This is a genomic window from Citrobacter freundii complex sp. 2024EL-00216 (genome assembly GCF_043945515.1).
Lineage (GTDB): Bacteria > Pseudomonadota > Gammaproteobacteria > Enterobacterales > Enterobacteriaceae > Citrobacter > Citrobacter portucalensis.
In genome coordinates, this window is record NZ_JBIMRA010000022.1 from 17373 (window position 1) to 39228 (window position 21856).

Genomic DNA, 21856 nt, shown 5'->3' on the forward strand with positions numbered 1-21856 from the left:
CAATATTTATGCGTTAAAAGTTAAATGCAAACCGCATTCTTCTCTAAACATAGCACAAAATAGCGGGGCCACCAGTGGGCAAGAATAAATGTCGGCATTCTACGCAGAATGCCGGACAATTTATGGGGGTTATGATTTAAGCGGGTGAATGGGGCGGTTAGCGGTTTTCGACAGACTGGCGCAGCGTCCCGGCTGGCGCGTGTACGCTGCCGCCCAGATAGCGTACATCATCAACGACCCAGCACTGACCTTCACGGATCATCAGCACTTCATCACGCCAGCTTTGGTCACCCTGTTTCAGCTCTACGCGCAGTGGAATGTTGCGTGCATCACTATTCGGAATAGTCGATGCGCTGGCGACACTGGCGCTGTCTGGTAACGTAGCGCGACTGGAGAACGGATCGCTGTTAAACAGATCGCGGTGTGCATTATCACGGCTGGCATCGGTCAGCAGTTTAGCCAGATTGTCGCTCAGGTACGGACGGAGGGCGGTAATGTCATTGTTTCGATGCTGAATACGGTAATCATAGAATTGTTGAGCCACGCTGTCTGGCCCACCTTCTATGCATGAACCACTACGCGTGCCGTTATCTTTATAGACCGGCGTCACGGTCGTACAGGCGCTGAGAAGTAGTGCACATGGAACCAGCAGAGAGAGTTTCGAATAGCGCATAATGATTTCCTTATAAGCTTCCTACTAATTGTGTTCTACGATGAACAATTCGGTCTCACTAAAGATTGTATGATCGATTAACACATTGTTTTTGCTAAAGCAAATTCGCGGACACCCGACCTGAAGCATGTTGGTGGCGCTCGTTGCCAGCTTCAGCTTTAGTATATCAACCTGCAACGGGGCGTTGGCGGCCATTCATGCTTCTTATACTGTATAGACCATCTGAGCATTTGCATGTTCCATTTGCCGCGCTTTACGCCTGGCTAAACAAAACTCATGCCGTGTTGTTGGCTATAAGGGACTCCGGATGGCTAAAATAAGAGTTGCTTAATCTCGGTGCCCGTGCGTTAATGATCCGGTCGGTTTGAATAACAGACGATATACAAAGTAGTTTACTCAAGCAGTTCTCATTTTCAGGTGTAATCCGTTTATCCCCTCTTTGAGTCTCTTCATTAAGCACTACGAAGTTTCTGTCATAAAAACCAAGCTTGCCGAAAGGCTCAAATTAAGGAATAAATATATGTCTACTAAAATGACTGGTTTAGTTAAATGGTTCAATCCTGAAAAAGGTTTTGGCTTCATTACGCCTGCAGATGGCAGCAAAGATGTCTTTGTCCATTTCTCAGCGATTCAAAGTAATGAGTTTAAGACACTGAATGAAAACCAGAAAGTCGAATTCGGTGTGGAGCAGGGACCTAAAGGTCCATCCGCAATTAATGTTGTGGCGCTTTGAGGTAACTATTATTACTAATCATATTCACTTTCGCTGTCCATGTTGCCATGGCTCCCAATACAGAACATCAACCTTTGATGTTACTGAAGGAAATCCATTCGGGGCAAAATGTATTTTTTGTAAATCAAAAATGATTACATTTGATAACGTAGCAATGTACATTCAGTCCGGCCAGGCGCCATTAGATTTCAGAAAATAATAACTTCAGGCCCCCAAACATCTGGGGGCTTTTTTATTTCTGGCGGCATGCCAGTCAAATAAAAATAAAAAACGCACTACCTGAAACCGCTACACATCAACAAGGATAGCAGTTTTATTTGGCGGGCTTTCCTTTGAGTGTCATAGTGTATTGGTTTGATAATGCTTTTGAGGTCGTGCTCTTAGCGCAAAAAGGAGATTAACCATGCAGTTTTCGACAACCCCTACGCTGGAAGGACAGAGCATCGTGGAGTACTGCGGTGTTGTTACCGGTGAAGCCATTTTAGGCGCGAATATCTTCCGCGATTTTTTTGCCGGTATTCGCGATATTGTCGGCGGTCGCTCCGGCGCGTATGAAAAAGAGCTGCGTAAAGCGCGTGAAATTGCTTTTCAGGAGCTGGGCGAACAGGCGAAAGCGCTGGGTGCTGATGCGGTGGTCGGTATCGATATCGATTACGAAACCGTAGGCAAAGACGGTAGCATGCTGATGGTGAGCGTCAGCGGTACCGCGGTGAAAACTCGCCGATGAAACGTCTGTTGTGTCTGCTGGCATTTACGCTGTTGCTGGTGGGATGTGCTGGCGAAAAAGGGATTGTCGACAAAGACGGGTATCAGTTAGATACCCGCCGTCAGGCCCAGGCTGCTTATCCACGCATTAAAGTACTGGTTATCCATTACACGGCCGATGATTTTGACTCTTCCCTGGCTACGCTGACCGATAAAAACGTCAGTTCACACTATTTGATCCCCGCAGTGCCGCCGCTTTACCATGGTAAACCGCGTATCTGGCAACTGGTGCCGGAAAAAGATCTGGCCTGGCATGCGGGGATTAGCTTCTGGCGCGGCGCTACGCGTATTAACGATACCTCAATTGGTATTGAGCTGGAAAACCGCGGCTGGCAAAAATCAGCGGGCAGCAAGTATTTTGCGCCGTTTGAGCCCGCGCAGATTCAGGCGTTAATCCCATTGGCGAAAGATATCATCGCCCGCTACGACATAAAACCGCAAAACGTGGTGGCTCATGCAGACATTGCGCCGCAGCGTAAGGACGATCCCGGTCCGCTGTTTCCGTGGCAAGCACTGGCCGCTCAGGGCATTGGCGCATGGCCGGATGCTCAGCGTGTGGCATTTTATCTCGCCGGACGAGCGCCCCATACGCCGGTAGAAACCGCGTCATTGCTCGATCTGCTGTCACGCTATGGCTATGAGGTAAAACCCGAGATGACGCCGCGTGAACAGCAGCGGGTGATTATGGCGTTCCAGATGCATTTCCGCTCGACGTTGTGGAATGGCGTGGCGGACGCGGAAACGCAGGCGATTGCCGAAGCGTTACTGGAGAAATACGGGCAGGGTTAACGCATACACCAATGCCTGATGGCGCTTCGCTTATCAGGCCTACGGTTAATTTGGCAGGTTTTTGTGGCGCTTGTGCCGCCACCCTGCAATGGCTATCAGCCTAACGCGGCAGCTTACCGTGGTCGCGCAGCCAGGCCGCGGTACGCTCAATCCCTTCATCCAGCGTCACAACGGGCTGATAACCTAACTCTTCCTGGGCGCGGCTGGTATCCAGCGTAAAGTCAAAATTCAGCTTCGAAACGCCGTAATGCGTAAGCTTTGGCTCTTTCGCCGATTTATTGCCTAAGCGCTCCATGCTGCGGGCAATCATGTCCAGCATCGGGTAGGGCACGGAGCGGATACGGCAATCAATATTCAGCTCGTCGATAAGTTTCTGCACAATACTGCGCAGGGTGCGATGTTCACCGTTGGTTATATTGTACGCGCGACCCGACGGCAGCTTATCGCAGGCTTGCTGACTCGCCAGCCACATCGCGTGAACCGCGTTCTCGTAATAGGTCATATCTACCAGCGCACTCCCGCCGTGCGGCAACAGGATGCTGCCGTAGTGGTACATCATATGGGCGAGGCGGGGAATAAAGACTTTATCGTGAGGTCCGAACAAGCTTTGTGGGCGCAAGACAGTAAAGCGAGTCTGCGGGTTGGCCTGGGCGAGCAGCGCAATCACCTCTTCACCAGCCGCTTTGCTGCGGGCGAATTCGTTGGCGAAGCGATGGGGACGGAAGTCTTCTTTGATATCGCGATGATGGTGATAATCAAAATACAGCGACGGAGAAGAGATATGAATAAAGTTACGTACGCCCCAGGCTACGGCCCACTCGCCCAGACGGCGGGTAGCACGAACGTTGGCCAGATCAAAAGCTTCCTGAGTTCCCCACGGAGAGGTGAAACTGGAGCAGTGCCACAGCGTGTCAATGCCGGCCAGCATCACTTTTGCCTGCGAAGAAACCAGCTCGGTCAAATCCGCATGCACAAACTCTGCGCCCATTTTCTCCAGCAGCTTGCCCATCGCTTCGTTGCGACCGGTGGCTCTGACGCTGACGCCTTTGCTGCATAAAAACTCAACCGCGTTTCGGCCCAAGCCGCTGGTGGCTCCGGTAACCAGTACCTTCATATCAATCCACTGTGTTTAAAAAACGTCGTGCGCATTCTTCCGTGAATTACGCCTGTATGCAATGGGAAACATGAAAGAATACAGGCTCTTTTTATCATTAGTCTGTGATTTGTTCTGCAAGTTTGGCTATACGCTTCGCCATCCCCCTGAAAATGAACAGGTGGGCGGGGATCATCAACAGCCAGTAGAAGAGGCCAGGCATACCGTGCGGATGCCACCACGCGCGTACATCAATGCGTCGGTGATCGCCTTTATCTTCCAGTGTGAAGCTCAGGCGACCCAGTCCCGGCGCTTTCATCCCAAACAGCAGCGTCAGCTGTTTCTCCGGCTCAACGATGATGACTTTCCAGCTATCAACGGTGTCGCCAACTTGCAATAGTGGGTGTTCGGGACGACCTTTTGCCAGCTTATGGCCGACCAGCAGGTCCAACGCCGCGCGCGTCTTCCATAGAATATTGCCAAAGAAATAGCCTTCTTTGCCGCCGAGTCGATTCACAACCTGCCACAGCGCTTTTGTGCTGGCAGAGGTTTCAACGCTAAAGCCAGCTTGTTTGGCGAAATAGCCATATTCTGGACGCCAGCGGGCAAACGCCTGTGCGTCGTAACCCCAGTCGCTGGAGTTGACCAGCTTCTCTTCTTCCTTCAACGTGCTGCGCACCGCGTCATCAAAGGCAATCAGTTTTTGAGGGATCAGCGCACGTAATTCGGTGTCATCGGCCAGCAGGTCGTGTTTTAAGCCCTGGATCAGCGCTTTGGCCGTGGTTGGCGGCACTGACGTAATGACGTTTAAAAACCAGACCGAAATCCAGCGGGTAGGAAAGGGGATGGGGATGAGCAGGCGATGTTTACCGCTGACCGCCATAAAATGCTCGAACTGTTCCTGATAGCTCAACACCTGCGGCCCGGCGGCTTCGAGGACGCGGTGATGTGGTGTGGGATTTTCCAACAATGCCACCAGATAGTACATTAAATTCTCCAGCGCGATAGGCGTGGTACGCGAGCGTACCCAGCGTGGAGGGGTGAGAACCGGCAGGTTGTAAACCATATCGCGCATGACTTCAAAAGCAGCGGAACCAGCCCCCACGATAATGCCCGCGCGCAATTCCGTCATCGGTACGCCTGACTCGCGCAGGGTGTCTGCGGTTATCTGTCGCGCATGCAGATGATCGGATTGTTCATGCCGGGGAGCCTGCAATGAGCTCAGGAAAATAAGCTGTTTAACTGGCGTATTACGCAGCGCATCGCGCACGTTCATCGCCACCTGACGTTCGTGGGCAATAAAATCACCGCCTTCGCCCATACCATGAACCAGATAATAAACCGTATCAACACCCGTCAGCAGCGGGGTGAGGTTATCTGGCCAATTCAAATCGACCTTGTGGCAACTGACATTGGCCAGTTGCTGCTTTTCCAGCCGTTCAATGCGACGTGCCGCAGCCAACACCTGATGCCCTTGCTGACTGAGCGCCTGTACTAAATGCTGACCAATGTAGCCACTGGCGCCAAGAACCAAAATCCGTTGCGGCACGCCCATCTCCTTATTGGGTTAAAAAAGCGCGCCAGTGGGCGACGACTTCAGCAAGTTGTTCACGTGATACGTCCAGGTGCATCACCAGGCGCACAATCGGGGAGGCGTTAATCAGCACACCTTGCGCTTTCATATACTCGCCCAGCGCGGTAGCGTGCTCTTCGCCAACGCGAACAAACAGCATGTTGGTGTCGTGGCGCATGACGTCCGCCCCTGCTTCGCGCAGCTGCTCCGCCATCCAGGCGGCGTTGTCATGATCTTCCTGTAACCGCGCCACGTTATTTTTCAGCGCATACAGCCCGGCCGCTGCCAGAATACCGGCCTGACGCATTCCGCCGCCGGTCATTTTGCGCCAGCGAATAGCGCGTTTGATGTACTCGTGGCTGCCGACCAGCAGTGAGCCTACCGGCGTCCCCAAACCTTTGGAGAGACAAATGGTGAACGAGTCGCAGTATTGCGTGATCTCTTTCAGCTCACAGCCGTAAGCGACGACGGCGTTAAAAATACGTGCGCCGTCGACGTGCAGGGCAAGATTACGCTCACGGGTGAATTCCCAGGCGTCTTTCAGATACTCGCGCGGTAGCACTTTGCCGTTGTGGGTATTTTCCAGGCTGAGCAAGCGGGTGCGGGCAAAATGGATATCGTCCACTTTGATTTTTGCAGCTACTTTGTCCAGAGGCAGGGAGCCATCCGGTGCGGCGTCGATAGGTTGCGGTTGAATGCTACCGAGCACCGCTGCGCCACCTGCTTCGTAGAGATAGTTATGCGCGCCCTGGCCGGCAATGTACTCTTCGCCACGCTGACAATGGCTGAGCAGCGCCACCAGGTTAGCCTGAGTACCGGTAGGTAAGAAAATAGCGGCTTCTTTACCAGAAAGCTCTGCGGCGTATTGCTGGAGGGCGTTAACGGTAGGGTCGTCTCCATACACGTCATCCCCGACCGGGGCTGCCATCATCTCTTCCAGCATGGCGCGACTCGGCCGGGTGACGGTATCACTGCGTAAATCAATCATGGTGTCTCCTTATTACACTTCATCCTTCAAGCTGCCTCGGCGTTGGCCGCACCCTTAAACCCCAGTCACATAGTATACCTATGCTCCTGGGGATTTTCGGGCTAGCCGCCTTGATGCATCATGAATGATTTTGTGTGTGATTTAATAAGGATGTTTTACCTGAGCCAGTTCGTTTTCGCCAGTTCGATCACTTCATCACCGCGTCCACTGATGATTGCACGCAGCATATACAGGCTAAAACCTTTGGCCTGTTCGAGTTTGATCTGCGGCGGGATCGCCAGCTCTTCTTTCGCCACGACCACATCGACCAGCACCGGGCCGTCAATCGACATCGCCCTTTGTAGCGCTTCATCAACCTCTGAGGATTTTTCCACGCGAATGCCTGTAATGCCACAGGCTTCGGCAATCCGCGCGAAGTTGGTGTCGTGCAGTTCAGTGCCGTCGGTCAGATAACCGCCCGCTTTCATCTCCATTGCGACAAATCCCAGTACGCTGTTGTTGAAGACAATAATCTTCACCGGCAGCTTCATCTGGACAACCGACAGAAAGTCTCCCATCAGCATGCTAAAGCCGCCGTCACCGCACATTGCCACAACCTGGCGTCCTGGTTCTGTGGCTTGTGCGCCGAGTGCCTGCGGCATGGCATTCGCCATCGACCCGTGGTTAAACGATCCGAGCAGACGACGTTTGCCGTTCATTTTCAGATAGCGTGCTGCCCACACCGTTGGCGTACCAACGTCGCAGGTAAAGATGGCATCGTCAGCGGCAAAGTGGCTGATCTGCTGCGCCAGATACTGCGGGTGAATGGCTTTATCGCTGGGTTTGGCTAAATCATCCAGCCCTTTGCGCGCCTCGCGATAGTGCTCCAGCGCTTTGTCCAGGAACTGCCGCTCGGTTTTTTCCTCCACCAGCGGCAGTAGGGCACGTAACGTAGATTTAATATCGCCTACCAGCGCCATATCAACTTTACTGTGCGCGCCAATGCTCGCCGGATTGATATCAATCTGAATAATTTTGGCGTCGGTGGGGTAGAACGGGCGATAGGGGAACTGGGTGCCAAGCAGGATCAACGTGTCGGCATTCATCATGGTATGGAAGCCGGATGAAAAGCCAATCAGCCCGGTCATACCCACATCATAGGGGTTATCGTACTCAACATGCTCTTTACCACGCAGGGCGTGAACAATCGGCGCTTTGATTTTAGCCGCAAACTCAACCAGTTCTTTATGTGCACCGGCGCAGCCGCTGCCGCACATCAGGGCGATATTGCTGGAGTAGCGCAGCAGTTGCGCCAGTTTTCTCAGCTCTTCTTCTTGTGGAGTCACCACCGGGAGCGGCGCATGATACCAGTGCGTGGTGGCGCTTTCAGGTGCAGGTTTTAGCGCCACGTCACCGGGTAAAACCACCACGGAAACGCCACGGTTGAGCACCGCCTTACGCATGGCAATTGCCAGCACCTGTGGGATCTGTTCTGGGCTGGAAACCAGCTCGCAATAGTGGCTACATTCGCGGAACAACTCTTGCGGGTGGGTCTCCTGAAAATAACCGCTGCCTATTTCACTGGAGGGAATATGCGCGGCGATTGCCAGTACCGGGACGTGGTTACGGTGACAATCAAACAGCCCGTTGATCAGGTGCAGGTTGCCTGGCCCGCACGAGCCTGCGCAGACGGCCAGTTCGCCCGTCAACTGCGCTTCAGCGCCCGCAGCGAAGGCTGCAACCTCTTCATGACGGGTTGGCATCCAGTCAATTGTTCCCATACGATTCAGACTGTCACTCAGACCATTAAGTGAGTCACCCGTTACACCCCAAATGCGTTTTACGCCAGCCTGTTCGAGTGTTTTAGCAATAAAAGCGGCAACCGTTTGTTTCATGGTTTTCCTTCTCCTCTAATGTGATACCGGTTACAAGTTTAGATGAAGATAATAGTTATGCTTCTCATTTCCCCCTTATTTCCGGCAGGTTTCATTTAACCTGTATTAAGCGTAGTTTGTTATTGGACATGGTGAAACAAGGAATAAATTCAAATGGTTATAAAACTATTAAATTCAGTTAACCGAGTACTGACTCACGAAGATTTTGGCAAGTTATTGTTACGCTTTGCCGTAGGTGGGCTGATGCTGTTTCATGGGCTGCATAAACTCTTTGCGGGTATTGATGGCATCAGCGGTATGTTGATAGCGAAAGGTTTCCCAGGCTTTATTGCGTATGGCGTTCTGTTGGGAGAGGTCGTGGCACCGTGCCTGATTATTCTTGGCATCCTGACGCGTCCGGCGGCGTTGGGGCTGGCGTTTACGATGGTTGTGGCGTGGCTGATGGTCGGGATGGGTGAAACCTGGACACTGGATAAAACCGGTGCATGGGCGATTGAAAGTCTGGTTTATTTCTTCATCGGCGCGCTGGCCGTGGCGTTTTTGGGGGCGGGGCGTTACTCCGTTGCCGGGAATTCAGCCTGGCGATAGTTACCATCTGAGAGTCAATACCGAGGCGGGAAAGCGTAACATTGCTCCGCCTCGTCGTTCAATTTGTCGCTAATCTATATGTCGTCACTGTTCCATAGTTTGTGCCGACGTCTCAGCGCTCGTTGCGTCAATGCCCTTGCCATCGCGGCGCCTATTTCAGCGCTGACCACCAGTCCCTGAATAAACGGACGATCGTGCATTAACCACGGCAGCCCGCCAAAAGCGATGCGATTGCGGGCGTTTTCCGGCGCTTGCAGCGTGTAATCTTCGCCGATATCCGGGATCTCATCGCCACAGGCCAGCAGTTGATCGCGTAGCGTTGGGAACGGGATATCTTTGCTCTGCAATGCCCGTTGTCCTCGGGCGTCAATAAACACATCAAATTCGCTGCGCTGACCGTGGTGGGAAATTACCGTTATTTCCTGTTCATTCATGCGCTCATAATCTGTGCCGAGAGCGAGGATCTCAATCAGCCCGGCTTCGTGCAGCGCCAGCAGTCGGCGAACTGACTCTGACGGGATTGCCGCATAGTTATCAATAAATACCCGCGCCAGTCCGCGCTTGAAACGTTTTTCGTCGCGGGTATCAAGATGAGGGACTATCTCCTCGATAACCTCGTGCAGGCGCAGCAAGGTATAGCGCCAGGCGACGGTATGTTGTTTCTGCTTGTTGCGCTCAACTTCTACCAGGTTACGTCTCGCCCAGTCAAAAGGGTCATGCCTGAGCCTGTCGGCGAAATAGACTTCGGGGAACGTGTCGGCGTTAAGCGTCGCAAGCGCCACCTGTTGGCACCAGCCTGGCGCTGCGTCTTGCAGTTGTTGCGCCATAAGCTGAAAGATGCGGTCCAGTAATCCGTTTTGTCCATGGGCAATGGCATCTTCAATTGCTTCTGGCGTCGCGATATTCAGCGATTCATACGGAAGGGGGCAGTAAAAATCCGCTTCAGGCAGTACCCCGCTGCGCGACATCAGGGTCAGCTTCAGGTTTTGACTGTCGGATTTAGGTGTGAATTGCAGTGAATGGTCGGTATTGGTAGTGAAGGTGCCATGCTGACTGGCCACAGCCATCGCGGCGTCGATAGCACTTAACGAGGTGCCCAGAATCCCTACCCGGCAAGCACCAATCTGCGCGTCCATCAGACCGGTCCACGGACTGGGGAAAAACTTGCGCGCCTGAGCATCCGTTTCAGGCCACAGATGACCAGTGGCGATAGCGGCGAAATCCACCTCAACGGGCTGTGACGCGTGGTTGATCCACAAAGAAACCCCATTCGGGTCTGCTCGCAGGTCGGTGACTTCGCTTGATTCATGTACGCGAATCGTGAAACCGGCTTGTTGCGCTTTCTCGACAATGGCTAAAAAACGATCGCGATAATAGTCGCCGAGGATCACGCGGGGCAAAAATTGCCGCTCATGCAAAGACGCGCGTTCAATCTGAAACTGGGCCAGATAGTCATCACTTTGATTCTGAAGCCACGTCAGATAACTGATATAGATCGGCGGGATCTCAATGCTGGCTATATTTGCCAGCATGTGGTCTGCGTTGTTGTCGCTATTGTAAGGCATGCCAACGCCCGCCTCTTCAGCTTGCTCGTAAAGCTCTATTTCCAGCGGTTCACCGCGCTCAACCAGGGCATGAAACGTATAAATCCCGGTGGGACCGACGCCGACAATGGCCACTTTTTTCATGGGGATCCTTGTAGAAAGTTCGACGTGCTAGTCGGGGATTATGTTTAATCTGCGCAGGGTAAGTGTGGTCGATAATTTGCGGGGAGAGTGAAAACATCAGAATTTTGCAACGCCTGACAGCATAAAAAAAGGCCACCCGGTACAGCCAGGCGGCCTTTTGCACATCAGATCCCGGCCAATTATGCCAGCACTAAATCACCCTGCGGATGACAGGAACAAGCCAGCACATAACCTTCAGCGATTTCTGCGTCGGTCAGCGTCATGGTGCTGCTGACCGTGTAGTTACCGTCAACCACTTTGGTTTTGCAGCAGCCGCAAACACCTGCACGGCATGCGGCGACAACCGGAACCTTGTTGCTTTCCAGCGCTTCCAGCAGCGTACTGCCCACTGGCGCGTAGAACTCTTTCGCCGGCTGTAGCTTGGTAAACTTCAGGCCACTGGTGGCGGCTTCGGCAACAGGTGTGAAGAACTGCTCTTTAAAGAAGCGCGTCACACCCAGCGCTTTGACTTCTTTCTCGACCAGATCCATATACGGTGCCGGGCCACAGGTCATCACGGTACGCGAGGTCAGATCCGGTACGCTTTTCAGCAGTTCGGTCGTCAGTCGGCCGGAAACAAAACCTTCTGTGGCATTGTTTTCAGCAACTAATGTCACCGGATATTCGCGCCACTCGTCGGCAAAAATGACATCTTGCGGCGAGCGAACGTTAAAGATTACCTGTACATCCGCTTGTGGGCGGTACTTTGCCAACCAGCGACGCATTGACATGATTGGCGTAACACCACAGCCGGCGGCCAGCATCAGGAACTTGTCTTCCGCTTTATCTTCACAGGTGAACTCACCCATTGCATCCGACAGCCAGATATAGTCGCCGCGCTTCACGTCGCGGGTTAGCCACTGTGAACCTGCGCCATCGTCAATCCGGCGGATGGTCAACGTGATGTACTCGCTAACGCCCGGCGTTGAAGAAATGGTGTAAGCACGCAGCGTATCCGCTGAATTACGTACGCTGACCAGTGCATACTGCCCGGCGCGGTAAGGATAATAATCGTGGCATAGCAACGAAATTGTCCATACATCCGGCGTTTCCTGATGGATGTGGTGAACCTGCATCCGCCATGGGCACTGATGAGTTGGCATTGTCATTCTTTACTCCTTACGCGCTCAGCAGTTGCTTCATGTCTTCTTCAACGGTGGTCACGGAACGCAGACCAAATTTCTCGTTGAGAACTGCCAGCAGATCCGGTGTGAAGAAACCAGGTGCAGTCGGGCCAGTGACGATGTTTTTCACGCCCAGAGACAGCAGGGTCAGCAGAATAACAATCGCTTTCTGTTCGAACCAGGAGAGCACCAGAGACAGCGGCAGATCGTTCACGCCACAGCCCAGTTTCTCAGCCAGGGTTACCGCCAGGATGATGGCAGAGTAAGCATCGTTACACTGACCAGCATCCACCAGACGCGGCAGGCCTTCGATATCGCCGAACTCCAGTTTGTTGAAGCGGTATTTACCGCAAGCAAGGGTCAGGATCAGGCAGTCATCCGGCACGCTGGTGGCGAAGTCGGTGAAGTAGTTACGTTCACCACGTGCACCATCACAACCGCCAACCAGGAAGATGTGACGCAGTTTTTCGCGGCTCACCAGGTCGATCAGGGTATCAGCAGCGCCCAGCAGGGTCTGACGACCGAAACCTACGGTGATCAGGTGCGGGATTTCGCTGTACGGGAAGCCAGCCATCTGCTGTGCCTGAGCGATAACCGGACCGAAGTTGTCGCCTTCGAGGTGGCTCACACCCGGCCAACCGACGATGCTACGGGTCCAGATACGGTCGTCGTACGCGCCAACGGTCGGGTCGATGATGCAGTTAGAGGTCATGACGATCGGACCTGGGAAGCGGGCAAACTCTACCTGCTGGTTCTGCCAGCCGCTGCCGTAGTTGCCGATCAGGTGCTTGAACTTACGCAGTTCCGGGTAGCCGTGCGCCGGCAGCATTTCACCGTGGGTATAAACGTTAACACCGGTACCTTCGGTCTGCTCCAGCAGGTTGTACAGATCTTTCAGGTCGTGACCGGAGATCAGGATGCACTTACCTTCGGTTGCTTTTACGTTGACCTGAGTCGGGGTCGGGTGGCCGTATTTGGTGGTTTCACCGGCGTCCAGAATGCTCATCACTTTGAAGTTCATCTGGCCGATTTCCATTGAACACTCCAGCAGAGCGTTCATATCGGCAGGCCAGGTACCCAGCCATGCCATGATTTTGTGGTACTGAGCGTAGATTTCGTTGTCGTACTGACCGAGAACGTGCGCGTGCTCCATGTAAGCTGCCGCACCTTTCAGGCCGTATAGACACAGCAGACGCAGGCCGAGAATGTTCTCGCCAATGGCTGCTTTGTCTTTGTTCGGGGTAAATTCAGCGGCCTGACGTTGCAGGTCGCCCAGATCGTCGCTGACCAGTTGCAGATCGGCCATCGGGTTGGTGACCGCTGCGTTCGCGTCGATGTTCAGGCATTGCGCTTTCAGGGCATCGCGCATGGCGATAGCTTCACGGGCATAGCCAACAATACGCGGGGAATCGAAGTTAACGTTAGTCAGCGTGGAGAAGAATGCACGCGGAGCAAAGTTATCAACCTCATGGTCGATGATGCCGTATTCACGTGCTTTAACAGCCCATGCAGACAGACCTTGTAGGGAAGCAATCAGCAGATCCTGCAAATCGGAGGTTTCAGCCGTTTTACCGCACATACCCTGCGCGTAAGAGCAGCCGTTTCCTGCCGGAGTACGGATGGTTTGTTCACATTGCACACAAAACATGGTCACACCTTTTAAAGTTATATTTAATATACATGTTTAAGGTTATGCCTGTGCGCGAAGGGATAAAAGGGATTTCTGCTACTACTTGCAGGGAGATTGATTTAGCGCAATTTTGGCGGTAGCTGACTACCGCCAGAGAGGTATTTGTCCCGGCGTCAGGCGGAGAAAAACGCCATCAGCAGAGGTACTAACAGACTCAGAATGAAGCCGTGGACGATGGCTGCCGGGACCATTTCCAGACCGCCGCTGCGTTGTAAAACGGGCAGGGTAAAATCCATTGATGTCGCGCCGCATAATCCCAGCGCGGTAGAGCGGCTGCGGCCCACCATTCCTGGAATCAACATAATGGCGATCAGCTCACGGGCCAGGTCGTTAAAGAAGGCGGCACTACCAATTACGGGCCCGAACGATTCGGTTAACAGAATACCGGACAGGGAATACCAGCCAAAACCTGATGCCATCGCCAGCGCGGTTTTCAGCGGTAGACCGAGGATCAAGGCATTGATAACCCCCGCCAGCATCGAACTGACGACGACGACGACGGCCACGATCATCCCCCGACGGTTCAGCACAATTTGCTTTAAGGTCATGCCGCTATTGCGCAGTTGAATCCCCACCAGGAACAGTAAAAAGATTAACGTATATTCGCTGGCTTCGGTGGCATGCTGCAGAATGGGAAGCCCAGTGAGGCCGAGCAGGAAACCGATGACGACGACGCCGCAAAGCTGAAGCGACTCAAGCGCCATTGCAATTCGCGAGGGGAGCTTTTCTTGCTTGTGGTTGTGTCTCCAGGGCAGCGAACGCTCCAGCCAGAACAGCGCCGCAATATTACACAGTATAATGACCGTCACGCTGACCGCAGAATAATGAAGAATGGCTAACAGGTTGCTGGCGAGATTATCCAGAAACGCCAGGCTAATACCCATAAAAAAGAGAATAAGGTAGACGATCCAGCTTAACAGGCGATTGATAAGTTGTAATGCAGTCCTGTGCCGGAGCGGAATAAGGTAGCCCACAATAAGGGGAACCAGAATGATTAACAGCCCTGAAAACATGAAAACCAGATCCTTGCTGAGAAGTAAGACGAAATGCGTCACTATAACCTAAATAATTCAAGTTGCAGGAAGGCGGCAAGGGAGTGAATCCCCGGGAGCGTACATAAGTACGTGACTGGGGGGAGCGAGCGCAGTCAACACATCTGCAACTTGAAGTATAACGGGTATACACACTACTCAATGCAAAGAGGGGAGTAAAGTTGCAAATAAAAGGAAATATAGAGAGGAAAAAAAAGACCTGACTTTCGCCAGGCCTTTTTGTTAGCGATTAATCGCGTTTTTCCAGCAGGGTGCGGTAAATAAGACCGCCGAGAACCCCACCGATAATCGGCATGACCCAGAAGAACCACAATTGTTGCAATGCCCAGCCGCCCTGGAAAATGGCTACTGCGGTACTACGTGCCGGGTTCACGGAGGTGTTGGTGACCGGAATACTGATCAAGTGAATCAGTGTTAACGCCAGACCAATTGCGATAGGTGCAAAACCTGCCGGAGCATGTTTATCGGTCGCGCCGTGGATCACTAATAAGAAACCTGCGGTCAGAATAATTTCAATGACGACGGCAGAAAGCATGGAATAACCGCCTGGTGAATGTTCACCAAAGCCGTTCGAAGCAAAACCACTGGCCGTTGCATCAAAACCTGCTTTACCGCTGGCAATAAGATACAGTGCCGCAGCTGCAACAATACCGCCCACAACCTGAGCAATAACGTAACCAATAACATCTTTTGCCGGGAAACGACCGCCAGCCCATAAACCGAAGGTTACCGCCGGGTTAAAATGTCCACCTGAAATATGACCCACAGCGAATGCCATGGTTAATACTGTCAGGCCGAATGCCAGCGCGACACCGGCAAATCCAATTCCCAATTCCGGGAATGCGGCTGCCAGCACTGCACTACCGCACCCACCAAAAACGAGCCAAAACGTACCGAAGAATTCAGCTGCTAATTTCCTGAACATAACCACCTCAATTAAAAGTTCCGGGTTCGTGTTCCTTGCCCGGTAATTCATCGCTAAAAGGGACGATGATGAAAGAGCGGGTATTTTAGAAAAAAATATCATCCCTTCGCCAGTTAAATTGATGAAAAAATTTGATTTAAGGCAATATGTTGCGATTCCTTTTTGAATCTTGGGTGAATGAAGCATAGTTCAATTAGCGAAAGGACGATGATTAAGTTCTGAAATTATATTCAGGAGAAAACATAAGAAGAATATTCTTATTTTTTTTGCTTTTGCGATTCACGCCAGGTTGATATCGGGTGTCCTGAGCGCCCGCTTGCCGTTATACTCCTGATAACTTGAAGGAAAAAGTTAGCATTTCCGGAGGCTATATGATTCTCGAACGCGTTGAGATTGTTGGATTTCGCGGTATTAACCGTCTGTCGTTGATGCTGGAGCAGAGCAACGTGCTGATTGGGGAGAACGCGTGGGGTAAATCCAGTCTGCTGGATGCCTTGACCCTGCTGCTGTCGCCGGAGTCAGACTTGTATCATTTTGTCCGCGAGGATTTCTGGTTCCCGCCGGGTGATATACAGGGCAGGGAACACCACCTGCACATTATCCTGACGTTTCGTGAATCCCAGCCGGGTCGTCACCGGGTGCGTCGCTATCGTCCTCTGGAAGCCAGTTGGACGCCTTGCCAGGATGGCTATCACCGCATTTTTTATCGCCTGGAAGGCGAGTGTGCGGATGACGGTAGCGTTCTGACCTTACGCAGTTTTCTTGATGGCGACGGCCATCCATTACCTCTCGATGACATTAACGATCAGGCGCGCCACCTTGTGCGTCTGATGCCGGTACTGCGTCTGCGCGACGCGCGATTTATGCGACGGATCCGCAACGGTACCGTGCCGGACTCGGCGGATGTCGAAGTCACCGCCCGCCAACTGGATTTTCTGGCGCGTGAGCTGGCTACCCGGCCGCAAAACCTGACCGACGGGCAGATCCGCCAGGGGTTATCGGCCATGGTTCAGTTGTTGGAGCACTATTTTTCCGAGCAGGGGGCTGGCCAGTCCCGCTACCGTCTGATGCGCCGTCGCTCCAATAACGAACAACGGAGCTGGCGCTATCTGGACATTATTAACCGCATGATTGATAAACCCGGCGGACGTACGCACCGGGTTATTCTGTTGGGCCTGTTTTCGACCTTGTTGCAGGCCAAAGGCACGCTAAGGCTGGATAAAGACGCCCGACCTTTACTGCTGGTGGAAGATCCGGAAACGCGTTTACATCCCATCATGCTGTCGGTGGCCTGGCACTTGTTGAATTTACTGCCTCTGCAGCGAGTGGCGACCACCAACTCCGGTGAGCTGCTGTCCCTTACGCCTGTTGAGCATGTTGTTCGTCTGGTACGTGAATCATCCCGCGTCGCTGCCTGGCGGCTGGGGCCGGGTGGGATCAGTGCAGAAGATGGTCGGCGAATCGCATTTCATATTCGTTTTAATCGTGCGTCATCGTTGTTTGCCCGCTGCTGGCTGCTGGTGGAAGGTGAAACGGAAACATGGGTTATTAACGAACTGGCCCGCCAGTGCGGACACCACTTTGATGCAGAAGGGATTAAAGTCATTGAATTTGCCCAGTCCGGTCTTAAGCCGCTGGTTAAATTCGCCCGCCGGATGGGGATAGAGTGGCATGTGCTGGTCGATGGCGATGAAGCCGGGAAAAAGTACGCGGCCACGGTACGTAGCTTATTGAATGACGACAGAGAGGAAGAGCGTGAGCATTTGACCATGCTCCCCGCGCTGGATATGGAACACTTTATGTATCGCCAGGGGTTTGCTGACGTCTTTCACCGGGTGGCACAAATCCCTGAGAATGTGCCTATGAATATGCGCAAAATTATCTCCAAGGCGATACATCGTTCGTCAAAACCGGATTTGGCCATTGAGGTGGCGATGGAAGCCGGGCGGCGGGGCGTTGATGCGGTGCCAACGCTGCTGCGAAAAATGTTTTCCCGCGTGCTGTGGCTGGCACGCGGCAGAGCGGATTAGTGGCGAAACATCGACGACAGCTGCGAATGGATGCTGTCCAGTAGCTGATAGCGGCGGCGGTATTCTGCGCGTTTTTTGCTGGCAATATCCGCCTCGCTTTTTCGCGCCAGCGTGCGTGGAATATGATAGTACCCGTTGCTGTCACACTCACCGCCAACCGACTCCCAAAAAGCGTTGTAGTCAGAATGGATCACCTTGTTTTTATCGTGGTAGCGTTGACTGCGAAAGATATGCTGTTCATTACTTACAGCCATAACTTTTTCAATATTCAACTGTTCGGCTAAACGGCAAATGGTTTCCATCACAATACGTTTTGGGAAAATTCCATGGCATGATTTGGTCGCTTTTTGAATTTCTTCATGTGGCAGTAATCGGCTTCCTCCCTGTAACCCGCCAATAAACAACGTACTGTTCCCTTCATAATTGCACAGCGTAAACGTCATTTCCGCTAAAGTCTCGCCAGCGCAATTGCGTACCAGAATGGTGCTTTCACCTTCTTTATCCAGTATGATGAATGAAGTCATTATTACACTAAATACTTCGCTATTTTTTCCCTCAATTTGTGCTAGTTGTAATCCATCTTCACTTAAATAATCCTTAAATTCAGTGGCTGAAAAAAAGCTGCGGATAGCATTGTAGTGATAACGCACGGCATCCAGTTTCGTTTTGTGGTCAAGGTTTTTCGCGAGATAGGCGCGATGCAAACGAACCGGCAATCGCGGCTGGCGTGCAAGTATGCTATCAAGGTCAGGCCATTGCGCCAACTCGGTCATCCATTCACGCGTTAATCGCGGCATAAGCGCTGAGCGCAACAAAAACTTACGACGAAAGCTACGCTGATGCCAAAATTGTCCTGGGCGCCAATGTCCGGTCATCAGGCTACAAAAGAGGCTAAAACTTGTGACTGGTTTTGAAGAAAGAAAAGTGCTTTCAGTTAGCTGGCTCATAATATAAATCCGATTGATACCCTTGTACTAATTTCAGCACAGCGGATCTTAACCATTCATCAATAACTCTGTTATTCTTGCGCTTTTCAACGGCGATTTATTTAACGTTGATGATTAGCACTCCACTCTGGTGGACGTATTGGGGGTATTGGGACATTTATGAAGCTCAAGGGAAAAATCAAAAAACGCTATTTTCTGTTCGCCGTCATCCTTATTGTGGCGGTAATTGCACTTTGGCGAACGCTTAATGCGCCTTTACCTCAGTATCAAACATTAATTGTTCGACCTGGCGATCTGCAACAAAGCGTGCTGGCGACCGGTAAGCTGGATGCGCTGCGTAAAGTTGACGTCGGGGCACAGGTCAGCGGGCAGTTAAAAACGCTGTCGGTTGCGATTGGCGATAAAGTGAAAAAAGATCAGTTGCTCGGTGTTATCGATCCTGAACAGGCGCAAAACCAAATCAAAGAGGTTGAAGCGACGCTGATGGAATTGCGCGCCCAGCGTTTACAAGCCGAAGCTGAGTGGAAGCTGGCGCGGGTCACTCTCTCCCGCCAACAACAGCTGGCGAAAACTCAGGCCGTTTCACAGCAGGATCTCGACACGGCGGCCACCGAAATGGCGGTCAAACAGGCGCAAATTGGCACAATTGACGCGCAAATTAAGCGTAATCAGGCCTCTCTCGATACGGCAAAAACCAACCTTGATTACACCCGCATCGTTGCGCCAATGGCTGGCGAAGTAACGCAAATTACTACCCTGCAAGGGCAAACCGTTATTGCCGCCCAGCAGGCACCTAACATTCTGACCCTGGCCGATATGAGCACCATGCTGGTAAAAGCGCAGGTTTCTGAGGCTGATGTAATTCACCTGCATCCTGGGCAAAAGGCCTGGTTTACCGTGCTGGGCGATCCGCAAACACGCTATGAAGGTAAGCTCAAAGATGTTCTTCCGACGCCAGAGAAAGTGAATGATGCGATTTTCTACTATGCCCGCTTCGAAGTTCCCAACCCGAAAGGGATCCTGCGCCTGGATATGACCGCGCAAGTCCATATCCAGCTCACTGATGTCAAAAATGTCCTGACCATCCCGCTGTCGGCGCTGGGCGATCCTATTGGCAACAACCGCTATAACGTCAGACTACTGCGTAACGGCGAAACCCGCGAACGTGAAGTGGTTATCGGCGCGCGTAATGACACCGATGTGGAGATCGTGAAAGGGCTGGAAGAGGGGGATGAAGTCATTACCGGTGAGGGCAACGCTGGAGCTGCAAAATGACGGCATTGCTTGAACTGAGCCATATCCGCCGCAGCTATCCGTCAGGCGAAGGCCAGGTTGAGGTGTTGAAGGACGTATCCTTGAGCATTCAGGCCGGGGAAATGGTGGCGATTGTCGGGGCGTCGGGTTCGGGTAAATCGACGCTGATGAACATTCTCGGCTGTCTGGATAAGCCAACCAGCGGTACGTATCGGGTTGCCGGACGCGATGTCTCTACGCTGGATAGCGATGCGCTAGCGCAACTGCGTCGTGAGCATTTTGGTTTTATCTTCCAGCGCTATCACCTGCTGTCGCATTTAACCGCCGCACAAAACGTTGAGGTACCGGCGGTCTACGCGGGCACTGAACGTAAGCAGCGCCTGGCGCGTGCGCAGGAATTACTCCAGCGGCTGGGGTTGGGTGACCGGGTTGACTATCAACCTTCCCAGCTTTCCGGTGGTCAGCAGCAGCGGGTCAGTATCGCGCGTGCGCTGATGAACGGGGGGCAGGTTATTCTTGCCGACGAACCCACCGGCGCACTGGATAGCCATTCCGGCGAAGAGGTGATGGCGATTTTGCATCAGCTGCGCGATCGCGGGCATACGGTAATTATCGTTACTCACGACAGCCAGGTCGCCGCGCAGGCCGAACGGGTCATTGAAATTCGTGACGGTGAGATTGTGCGCAATCCACCGCCACAGAAACCCTCTGGCGGACGCGATATTGCGGAGCCAACGGTGAAAACGGCATCCGGCTGGAGCCAGTTTGTCAGCGGTTTTCGTGAAGCGCTTACCATGGCCTGGCTGGCAATGGCCGCGAATAAGATGCGTACGCTACTGACCATGCTTGGGATCATCATCGGTATTGCTTCGGTGGTGTCGATCGTGGTGGTAGGCGATGCGGCTAAACAACTGGTACTGGCAGATATTCGCGCTATTGGTACTAACACCATTGATATCTATCCTGGCAAAGACTTCGGCGACGACGATCCGCAATATCAACAGGCGTTGAAGTATGACGATTTGACGGCGCTACAGAAGCAGCCCTGGGTCAGTTCAGTAACGCCTGCGGTGTCGAAGAACCTGCGGTTGCGCTATGGCAATATCGATGTTGCTGCCAGTGCTAATGGCGTTAGCGGCGACTATTTCAACGTCTATGGCATGACATTTAGCGAAGGGACCACCTTTAACGCCGAGCAACTGGCGGGGCGCGCTCAGGTGGTGGTGCTCGACAGCAATACCCGTCGTCAGTTGTTCCCCAATAAAGCGAAAGTTGTTGGCGAAGTCGTGCTGGTGGGGAATATGCCTGCCACGGTGATTGGTGTTGCAGAAGAGAAACAGTCGATGTTTGGCAGTAGCAAGATCCTGCGTGTCTGGCTGCCTTATAGCACTATGTCCGGGCGCATTATGGGACAGTCGTGGCTGAACTCGATCACCGTGCGAGTGAAGGATGGTTTTGACAGTGCCCAGGCCGAACAGCAACTGACCCGACTGTTGACGTTGCGCCACGGCAAGAAGGATTTCTTCACCTGGAATATGGACGGCATCTTGAAAACCGCCGAAAAGACCACACGTACATTACAACTCTTCCTGACGCTGGTGGCGGTGATTTCGCTGGTGGTCGGTGGGATTGGCGTGATGAATATTATGCTGGTTTCAGTAACCGAACGAACGCGTGAGATTGGCATTCGTATGGCGGTTGGCGCTCGCGCCAGTGACGTGCTGCAACAGTTCTTAATTGAAGCAGTGTTGGTGTGTCTGGTTGGCGGCGCGTTGGGCATTAGCCTGTCGATGCTGATCGCTTTTACGCTACAGCTATTTCTGCCGGGCTGGGAAATTGGATTTTCACCCGTCGCGCTGTTGACGGCGTTTCTGTGTTCGACTGCAACCGGGGTGTTGTTTGGCTGGCTACCGGCGCGGAATGCGGCACGTCTGGATCCGGTAGATGCTCTGGCGCGGGAATAATGCCACAGAGATAAAAATGCCAGCCGCAAGGGCTGGCATTTTGACTGCGGGATGTACACAATGAGAC

The 21856-nt window shown here is 52.7% G+C and carries 19 protein-coding genes; 8 read left to right on the forward strand and 11 right to left on the reverse strand.

Translation table 11 applies throughout. The features are described 5' to 3' along the window. Positions 1-157: 157 nt before the first annotated feature. Positions 158-673, reverse strand: coding sequence for a lipoprotein (locus ACHHZ7_RS20855; RefSeq protein ID WP_003834409.1), 516 nt, complete (start codon positions 671-673; stop codon positions 158-160). 520 nt (positions 674-1193) lie between these two features. Here ACHHZ7_RS20855 and cspG point away from each other — a divergent pair. The 4 genes from cspG (at position 1194) to ACHHZ7_RS20875 (ending at position 2960) form a co-directional block, all read left to right on the forward strand. Next, positions 1194-1406 (forward strand): cold shock protein CspG, encoded by a 213-nt coding sequence (cspG, locus tag ACHHZ7_RS20860; RefSeq protein WP_020996661.1) that lies wholly within the window; start codon positions 1194-1196, stop codon positions 1404-1406. Between the two features lie 10 nt (positions 1407-1416). After that, positions 1417-1605 carry a cold-shock protein gene (locus ACHHZ7_RS20865; protein WP_071692589.1) on the forward strand — a complete coding sequence of 63 codons (189 nt, stop codon included), beginning with the start codon at positions 1417-1419 and terminating at the stop codon, positions 1603-1605. 204 nt (positions 1606-1809) lie between these two features. Continuing rightward, entirely contained in the window at positions 1810-2133 is a 324-nt protein-coding gene (locus tag ACHHZ7_RS20870; protein ID WP_001160725.1) for a heavy metal-binding domain-containing protein, read from the forward strand. Beyond that, entirely contained in the window at positions 2130-2960 is an 831-nt protein-coding gene (locus ACHHZ7_RS20875) for an N-acetylmuramoyl-L-alanine amidase (protein WP_008785229.1), read from the forward strand. The genes ACHHZ7_RS20870 and ACHHZ7_RS20875 overlap by 4 nt, the downstream gene beginning before the upstream one ends. 100 nt (positions 2961-3060) lie before the next feature. Here the strand turns inward: ACHHZ7_RS20875 and ACHHZ7_RS20880 are convergent, their stop codons facing one another. From ACHHZ7_RS20880 to poxB, 4 genes are all read right to left on the reverse strand, one after another. Beyond that, positions 3061-4074 (reverse strand): NAD(P)-dependent oxidoreductase, encoded by a 1014-nt coding sequence (locus ACHHZ7_RS20880; protein WP_060683559.1) that lies wholly within the window; start codon positions 4072-4074, stop codon positions 3061-3063. A 97-nt stretch (positions 4075-4171) separates the two neighbouring features. Next, positions 4172-5602: an SDR family oxidoreductase gene (locus tag ACHHZ7_RS20885; protein ID WP_060683796.1), complete on the reverse strand. Its 1431-nt coding sequence runs from the start codon at positions 5600-5602 to the stop codon at positions 4172-4174. A gap of 10 nt (positions 5603-5612) precedes the next feature. Next, positions 5613-6614 (reverse strand): low-specificity L-threonine aldolase, encoded by a 1002-nt coding sequence (gene ltaE, locus ACHHZ7_RS20890; protein ID WP_060683560.1) that lies wholly within the window; start codon positions 6612-6614, stop codon positions 5613-5615. A gap of 155 nt (positions 6615-6769) precedes the next feature. Beyond that, positions 6770-8488: a ubiquinone-dependent pyruvate dehydrogenase gene (gene poxB, locus ACHHZ7_RS20895; protein ID WP_032943955.1), complete on the reverse strand. Its 1719-nt coding sequence runs from the start codon at positions 8486-8488 to the stop codon at positions 6770-6772. Between the two features lie 153 nt (positions 8489-8641). Here poxB and ACHHZ7_RS20900 point away from each other — a divergent pair, with 153 nt between their 5' ends. Next, positions 8642-9076 (forward strand): DoxX family protein, encoded by a 435-nt coding sequence (locus ACHHZ7_RS20900; RefSeq protein WP_003834302.1) that lies wholly within the window; start codon positions 8642-8644, stop codon positions 9074-9076. A gap of 74 nt (positions 9077-9150) precedes the next feature. Here ACHHZ7_RS20900 and ACHHZ7_RS20905 read toward each other — a convergent pair whose 3' ends face one another. From ACHHZ7_RS20905 to aqpZ, 5 genes are all read right to left on the reverse strand, one after another. Further along, a complete protein-coding gene (locus ACHHZ7_RS20905) occupies positions 9151-10764 on the reverse strand; it encodes an FAD-NAD(P)-binding protein (RefSeq protein WP_060683561.1) in 1614 nt (537 codons plus the stop codon). Between the two features lie 179 nt (positions 10765-10943). Beyond that, entirely contained in the window at positions 10944-11912 is a 969-nt protein-coding gene (gene hcr, locus ACHHZ7_RS20910) for an NADH oxidoreductase (RefSeq protein ID WP_003027256.1), read from the reverse strand. Positions 11913-11922: 10 nt separating this feature from the next. Next, positions 11923-13575: a hydroxylamine reductase gene (hcp, locus tag ACHHZ7_RS20915; RefSeq protein WP_008785224.1), complete on the reverse strand. Its 1653-nt coding sequence runs from the start codon at positions 13573-13575 to the stop codon at positions 11923-11925. A gap of 155 nt (positions 13576-13730) precedes the next feature. Next, the gene (locus tag ACHHZ7_RS20920; protein ID WP_060683562.1) at positions 13731-14630 is read right to left on the reverse strand and encodes a lysine exporter LysO family protein; all 900 of its coding nucleotides are present in this window, start codon (positions 14628-14630) and stop codon (positions 13731-13733) included. Positions 14631-14898: 268 nt separating this feature from the next. Beyond that, positions 14899-15594: an aquaporin Z gene (gene aqpZ, locus ACHHZ7_RS20925; RefSeq protein ID WP_003840208.1), complete on the reverse strand. Its 696-nt coding sequence runs from the start codon at positions 15592-15594 to the stop codon at positions 14899-14901. 371 nt (positions 15595-15965) lie between these two features. Here aqpZ and ACHHZ7_RS20930 point away from each other — a divergent pair, with 371 nt between their 5' ends. Then, on the forward strand, positions 15966-17624 hold the full coding sequence (locus tag ACHHZ7_RS20930) for an ATP-dependent endonuclease (RefSeq protein WP_003834292.1): 1659 nt from the start codon (positions 15966-15968) through the stop codon (positions 17622-17624). On the opposite strand, the gene ACHHZ7_RS20935 is transcribed toward ACHHZ7_RS20930, so the two are convergent. After that, positions 17621-18571, reverse strand: a complete 951-nt coding sequence (locus ACHHZ7_RS20935) for a VirK/YbjX family protein (protein ID WP_060683563.1) — start codon at positions 18569-18571, stop codon at positions 17621-17623. The genes ACHHZ7_RS20930 and ACHHZ7_RS20935 overlap by 4 nt on opposite strands. Positions 18572-18730: 159 nt before the next feature. Here ACHHZ7_RS20935 and macA point away from each other — a divergent pair, with 159 nt between their 5' ends. Together macA and macB are read left to right on the forward strand one after the other, a co-directional pair. Then, entirely contained in the window at positions 18731-19846 is a 1116-nt protein-coding gene (gene macA / locus ACHHZ7_RS20940; protein WP_008785219.1) for a macrolide transporter subunit MacA, read from the forward strand. Next, the gene (macB, locus tag ACHHZ7_RS20945; protein WP_048215946.1) at positions 19843-21789 is read left to right on the forward strand and encodes a macrolide ABC transporter ATP-binding protein/permease MacB; all 1947 of its coding nucleotides are present in this window, start codon (positions 19843-19845) and stop codon (positions 21787-21789) included. The genes macA and macB overlap by 4 nt, the downstream gene beginning before the upstream one ends. The last annotated feature ends 67 nt before the right edge of the window (positions 21790-21856 follow it).

What these genes read in the sequence shown, in the direction of transcription:
- ACHHZ7_RS20855 (WP_003834409.1), bottom strand. Translation starts at nt 673, where the DNA reads ATGCGCTATTCGAAACTCTCTCTGCTGGTTCCATGTGCACTACTTCTC.
- cspG (WP_020996661.1), top strand. Translation starts at nt 1,194, where the DNA reads ATGTCTACTAAAATGACTGGTTTAGTTAAATGGTTCAATCCTGAAAAA.
- ACHHZ7_RS20870 (WP_001160725.1), top strand. Translation starts at nt 1,810, where the DNA reads ATGCAGTTTTCGACAACCCCTACGCTGGAAGGACAGAGCATCGTGGAG.
- ACHHZ7_RS20875 (WP_008785229.1), top strand. Translation starts at nt 2,130, where the DNA reads ATGAAACGTCTGTTGTGTCTGCTGGCATTTACGCTGTTGCTGGTGGGA.
- ACHHZ7_RS20880 (WP_060683559.1), bottom strand. Translation starts at nt 4,074, where the DNA reads ATGAAGGTACTGGTTACCGGAGCCACCAGCGGCTTGGGCCGAAACGCG.
- ltaE (WP_060683560.1), bottom strand. Translation starts at nt 6,614, where the DNA reads ATGATTGATTTACGCAGTGATACCGTCACCCGGCCGAGTCGCGCCATG.
- poxB (WP_032943955.1), bottom strand. Translation starts at nt 8,488, where the DNA reads ATGAAACAAACGGTTGCCGCTTTTATTGCTAAAACACTCGAACAGGCT.
- ACHHZ7_RS20900 (WP_003834302.1), top strand. Translation starts at nt 8,642, where the DNA reads ATGGTTATAAAACTATTAAATTCAGTTAACCGAGTACTGACTCACGAA.
- ACHHZ7_RS20905 (WP_060683561.1), bottom strand. Translation starts at nt 10,764, where the DNA reads ATGAAAAAAGTGGCCATTGTCGGCGTCGGTCCCACCGGGATTTATACG.
- hcr (WP_003027256.1), bottom strand. Translation starts at nt 11,912, where the DNA reads ATGACAATGCCAACTCATCAGTGCCCATGGCGGATGCAGGTTCACCAC.
- hcp (WP_008785224.1), bottom strand. Translation starts at nt 13,575, where the DNA reads ATGTTTTGTGTGCAATGTGAACAAACCATCCGTACTCCGGCAGGAAAC.
- ACHHZ7_RS20920 (WP_060683562.1), bottom strand. Translation starts at nt 14,630, where the DNA reads ATGTTTTCAGGGCTGTTAATCATTCTGGTTCCCCTTATTGTGGGCTAC.
- aqpZ (WP_003840208.1), bottom strand. Translation starts at nt 15,594, where the DNA reads ATGTTCAGGAAATTAGCAGCTGAATTCTTCGGTACGTTTTGGCTCGTT.
- ACHHZ7_RS20930 (WP_003834292.1), top strand. Translation starts at nt 15,966, where the DNA reads ATGATTCTCGAACGCGTTGAGATTGTTGGATTTCGCGGTATTAACCGT.
- ACHHZ7_RS20935 (WP_060683563.1), bottom strand. Translation starts at nt 18,571, where the DNA reads ATGAGCCAGCTAACTGAAAGCACTTTTCTTTCTTCAAAACCAGTCACA.
- macA (WP_008785219.1), top strand. Translation starts at nt 18,731, where the DNA reads ATGAAGCTCAAGGGAAAAATCAAAAAACGCTATTTTCTGTTCGCCGTC.
- macB (WP_048215946.1), top strand. Translation starts at nt 19,843, where the DNA reads ATGACGGCATTGCTTGAACTGAGCCATATCCGCCGCAGCTATCCGTCA.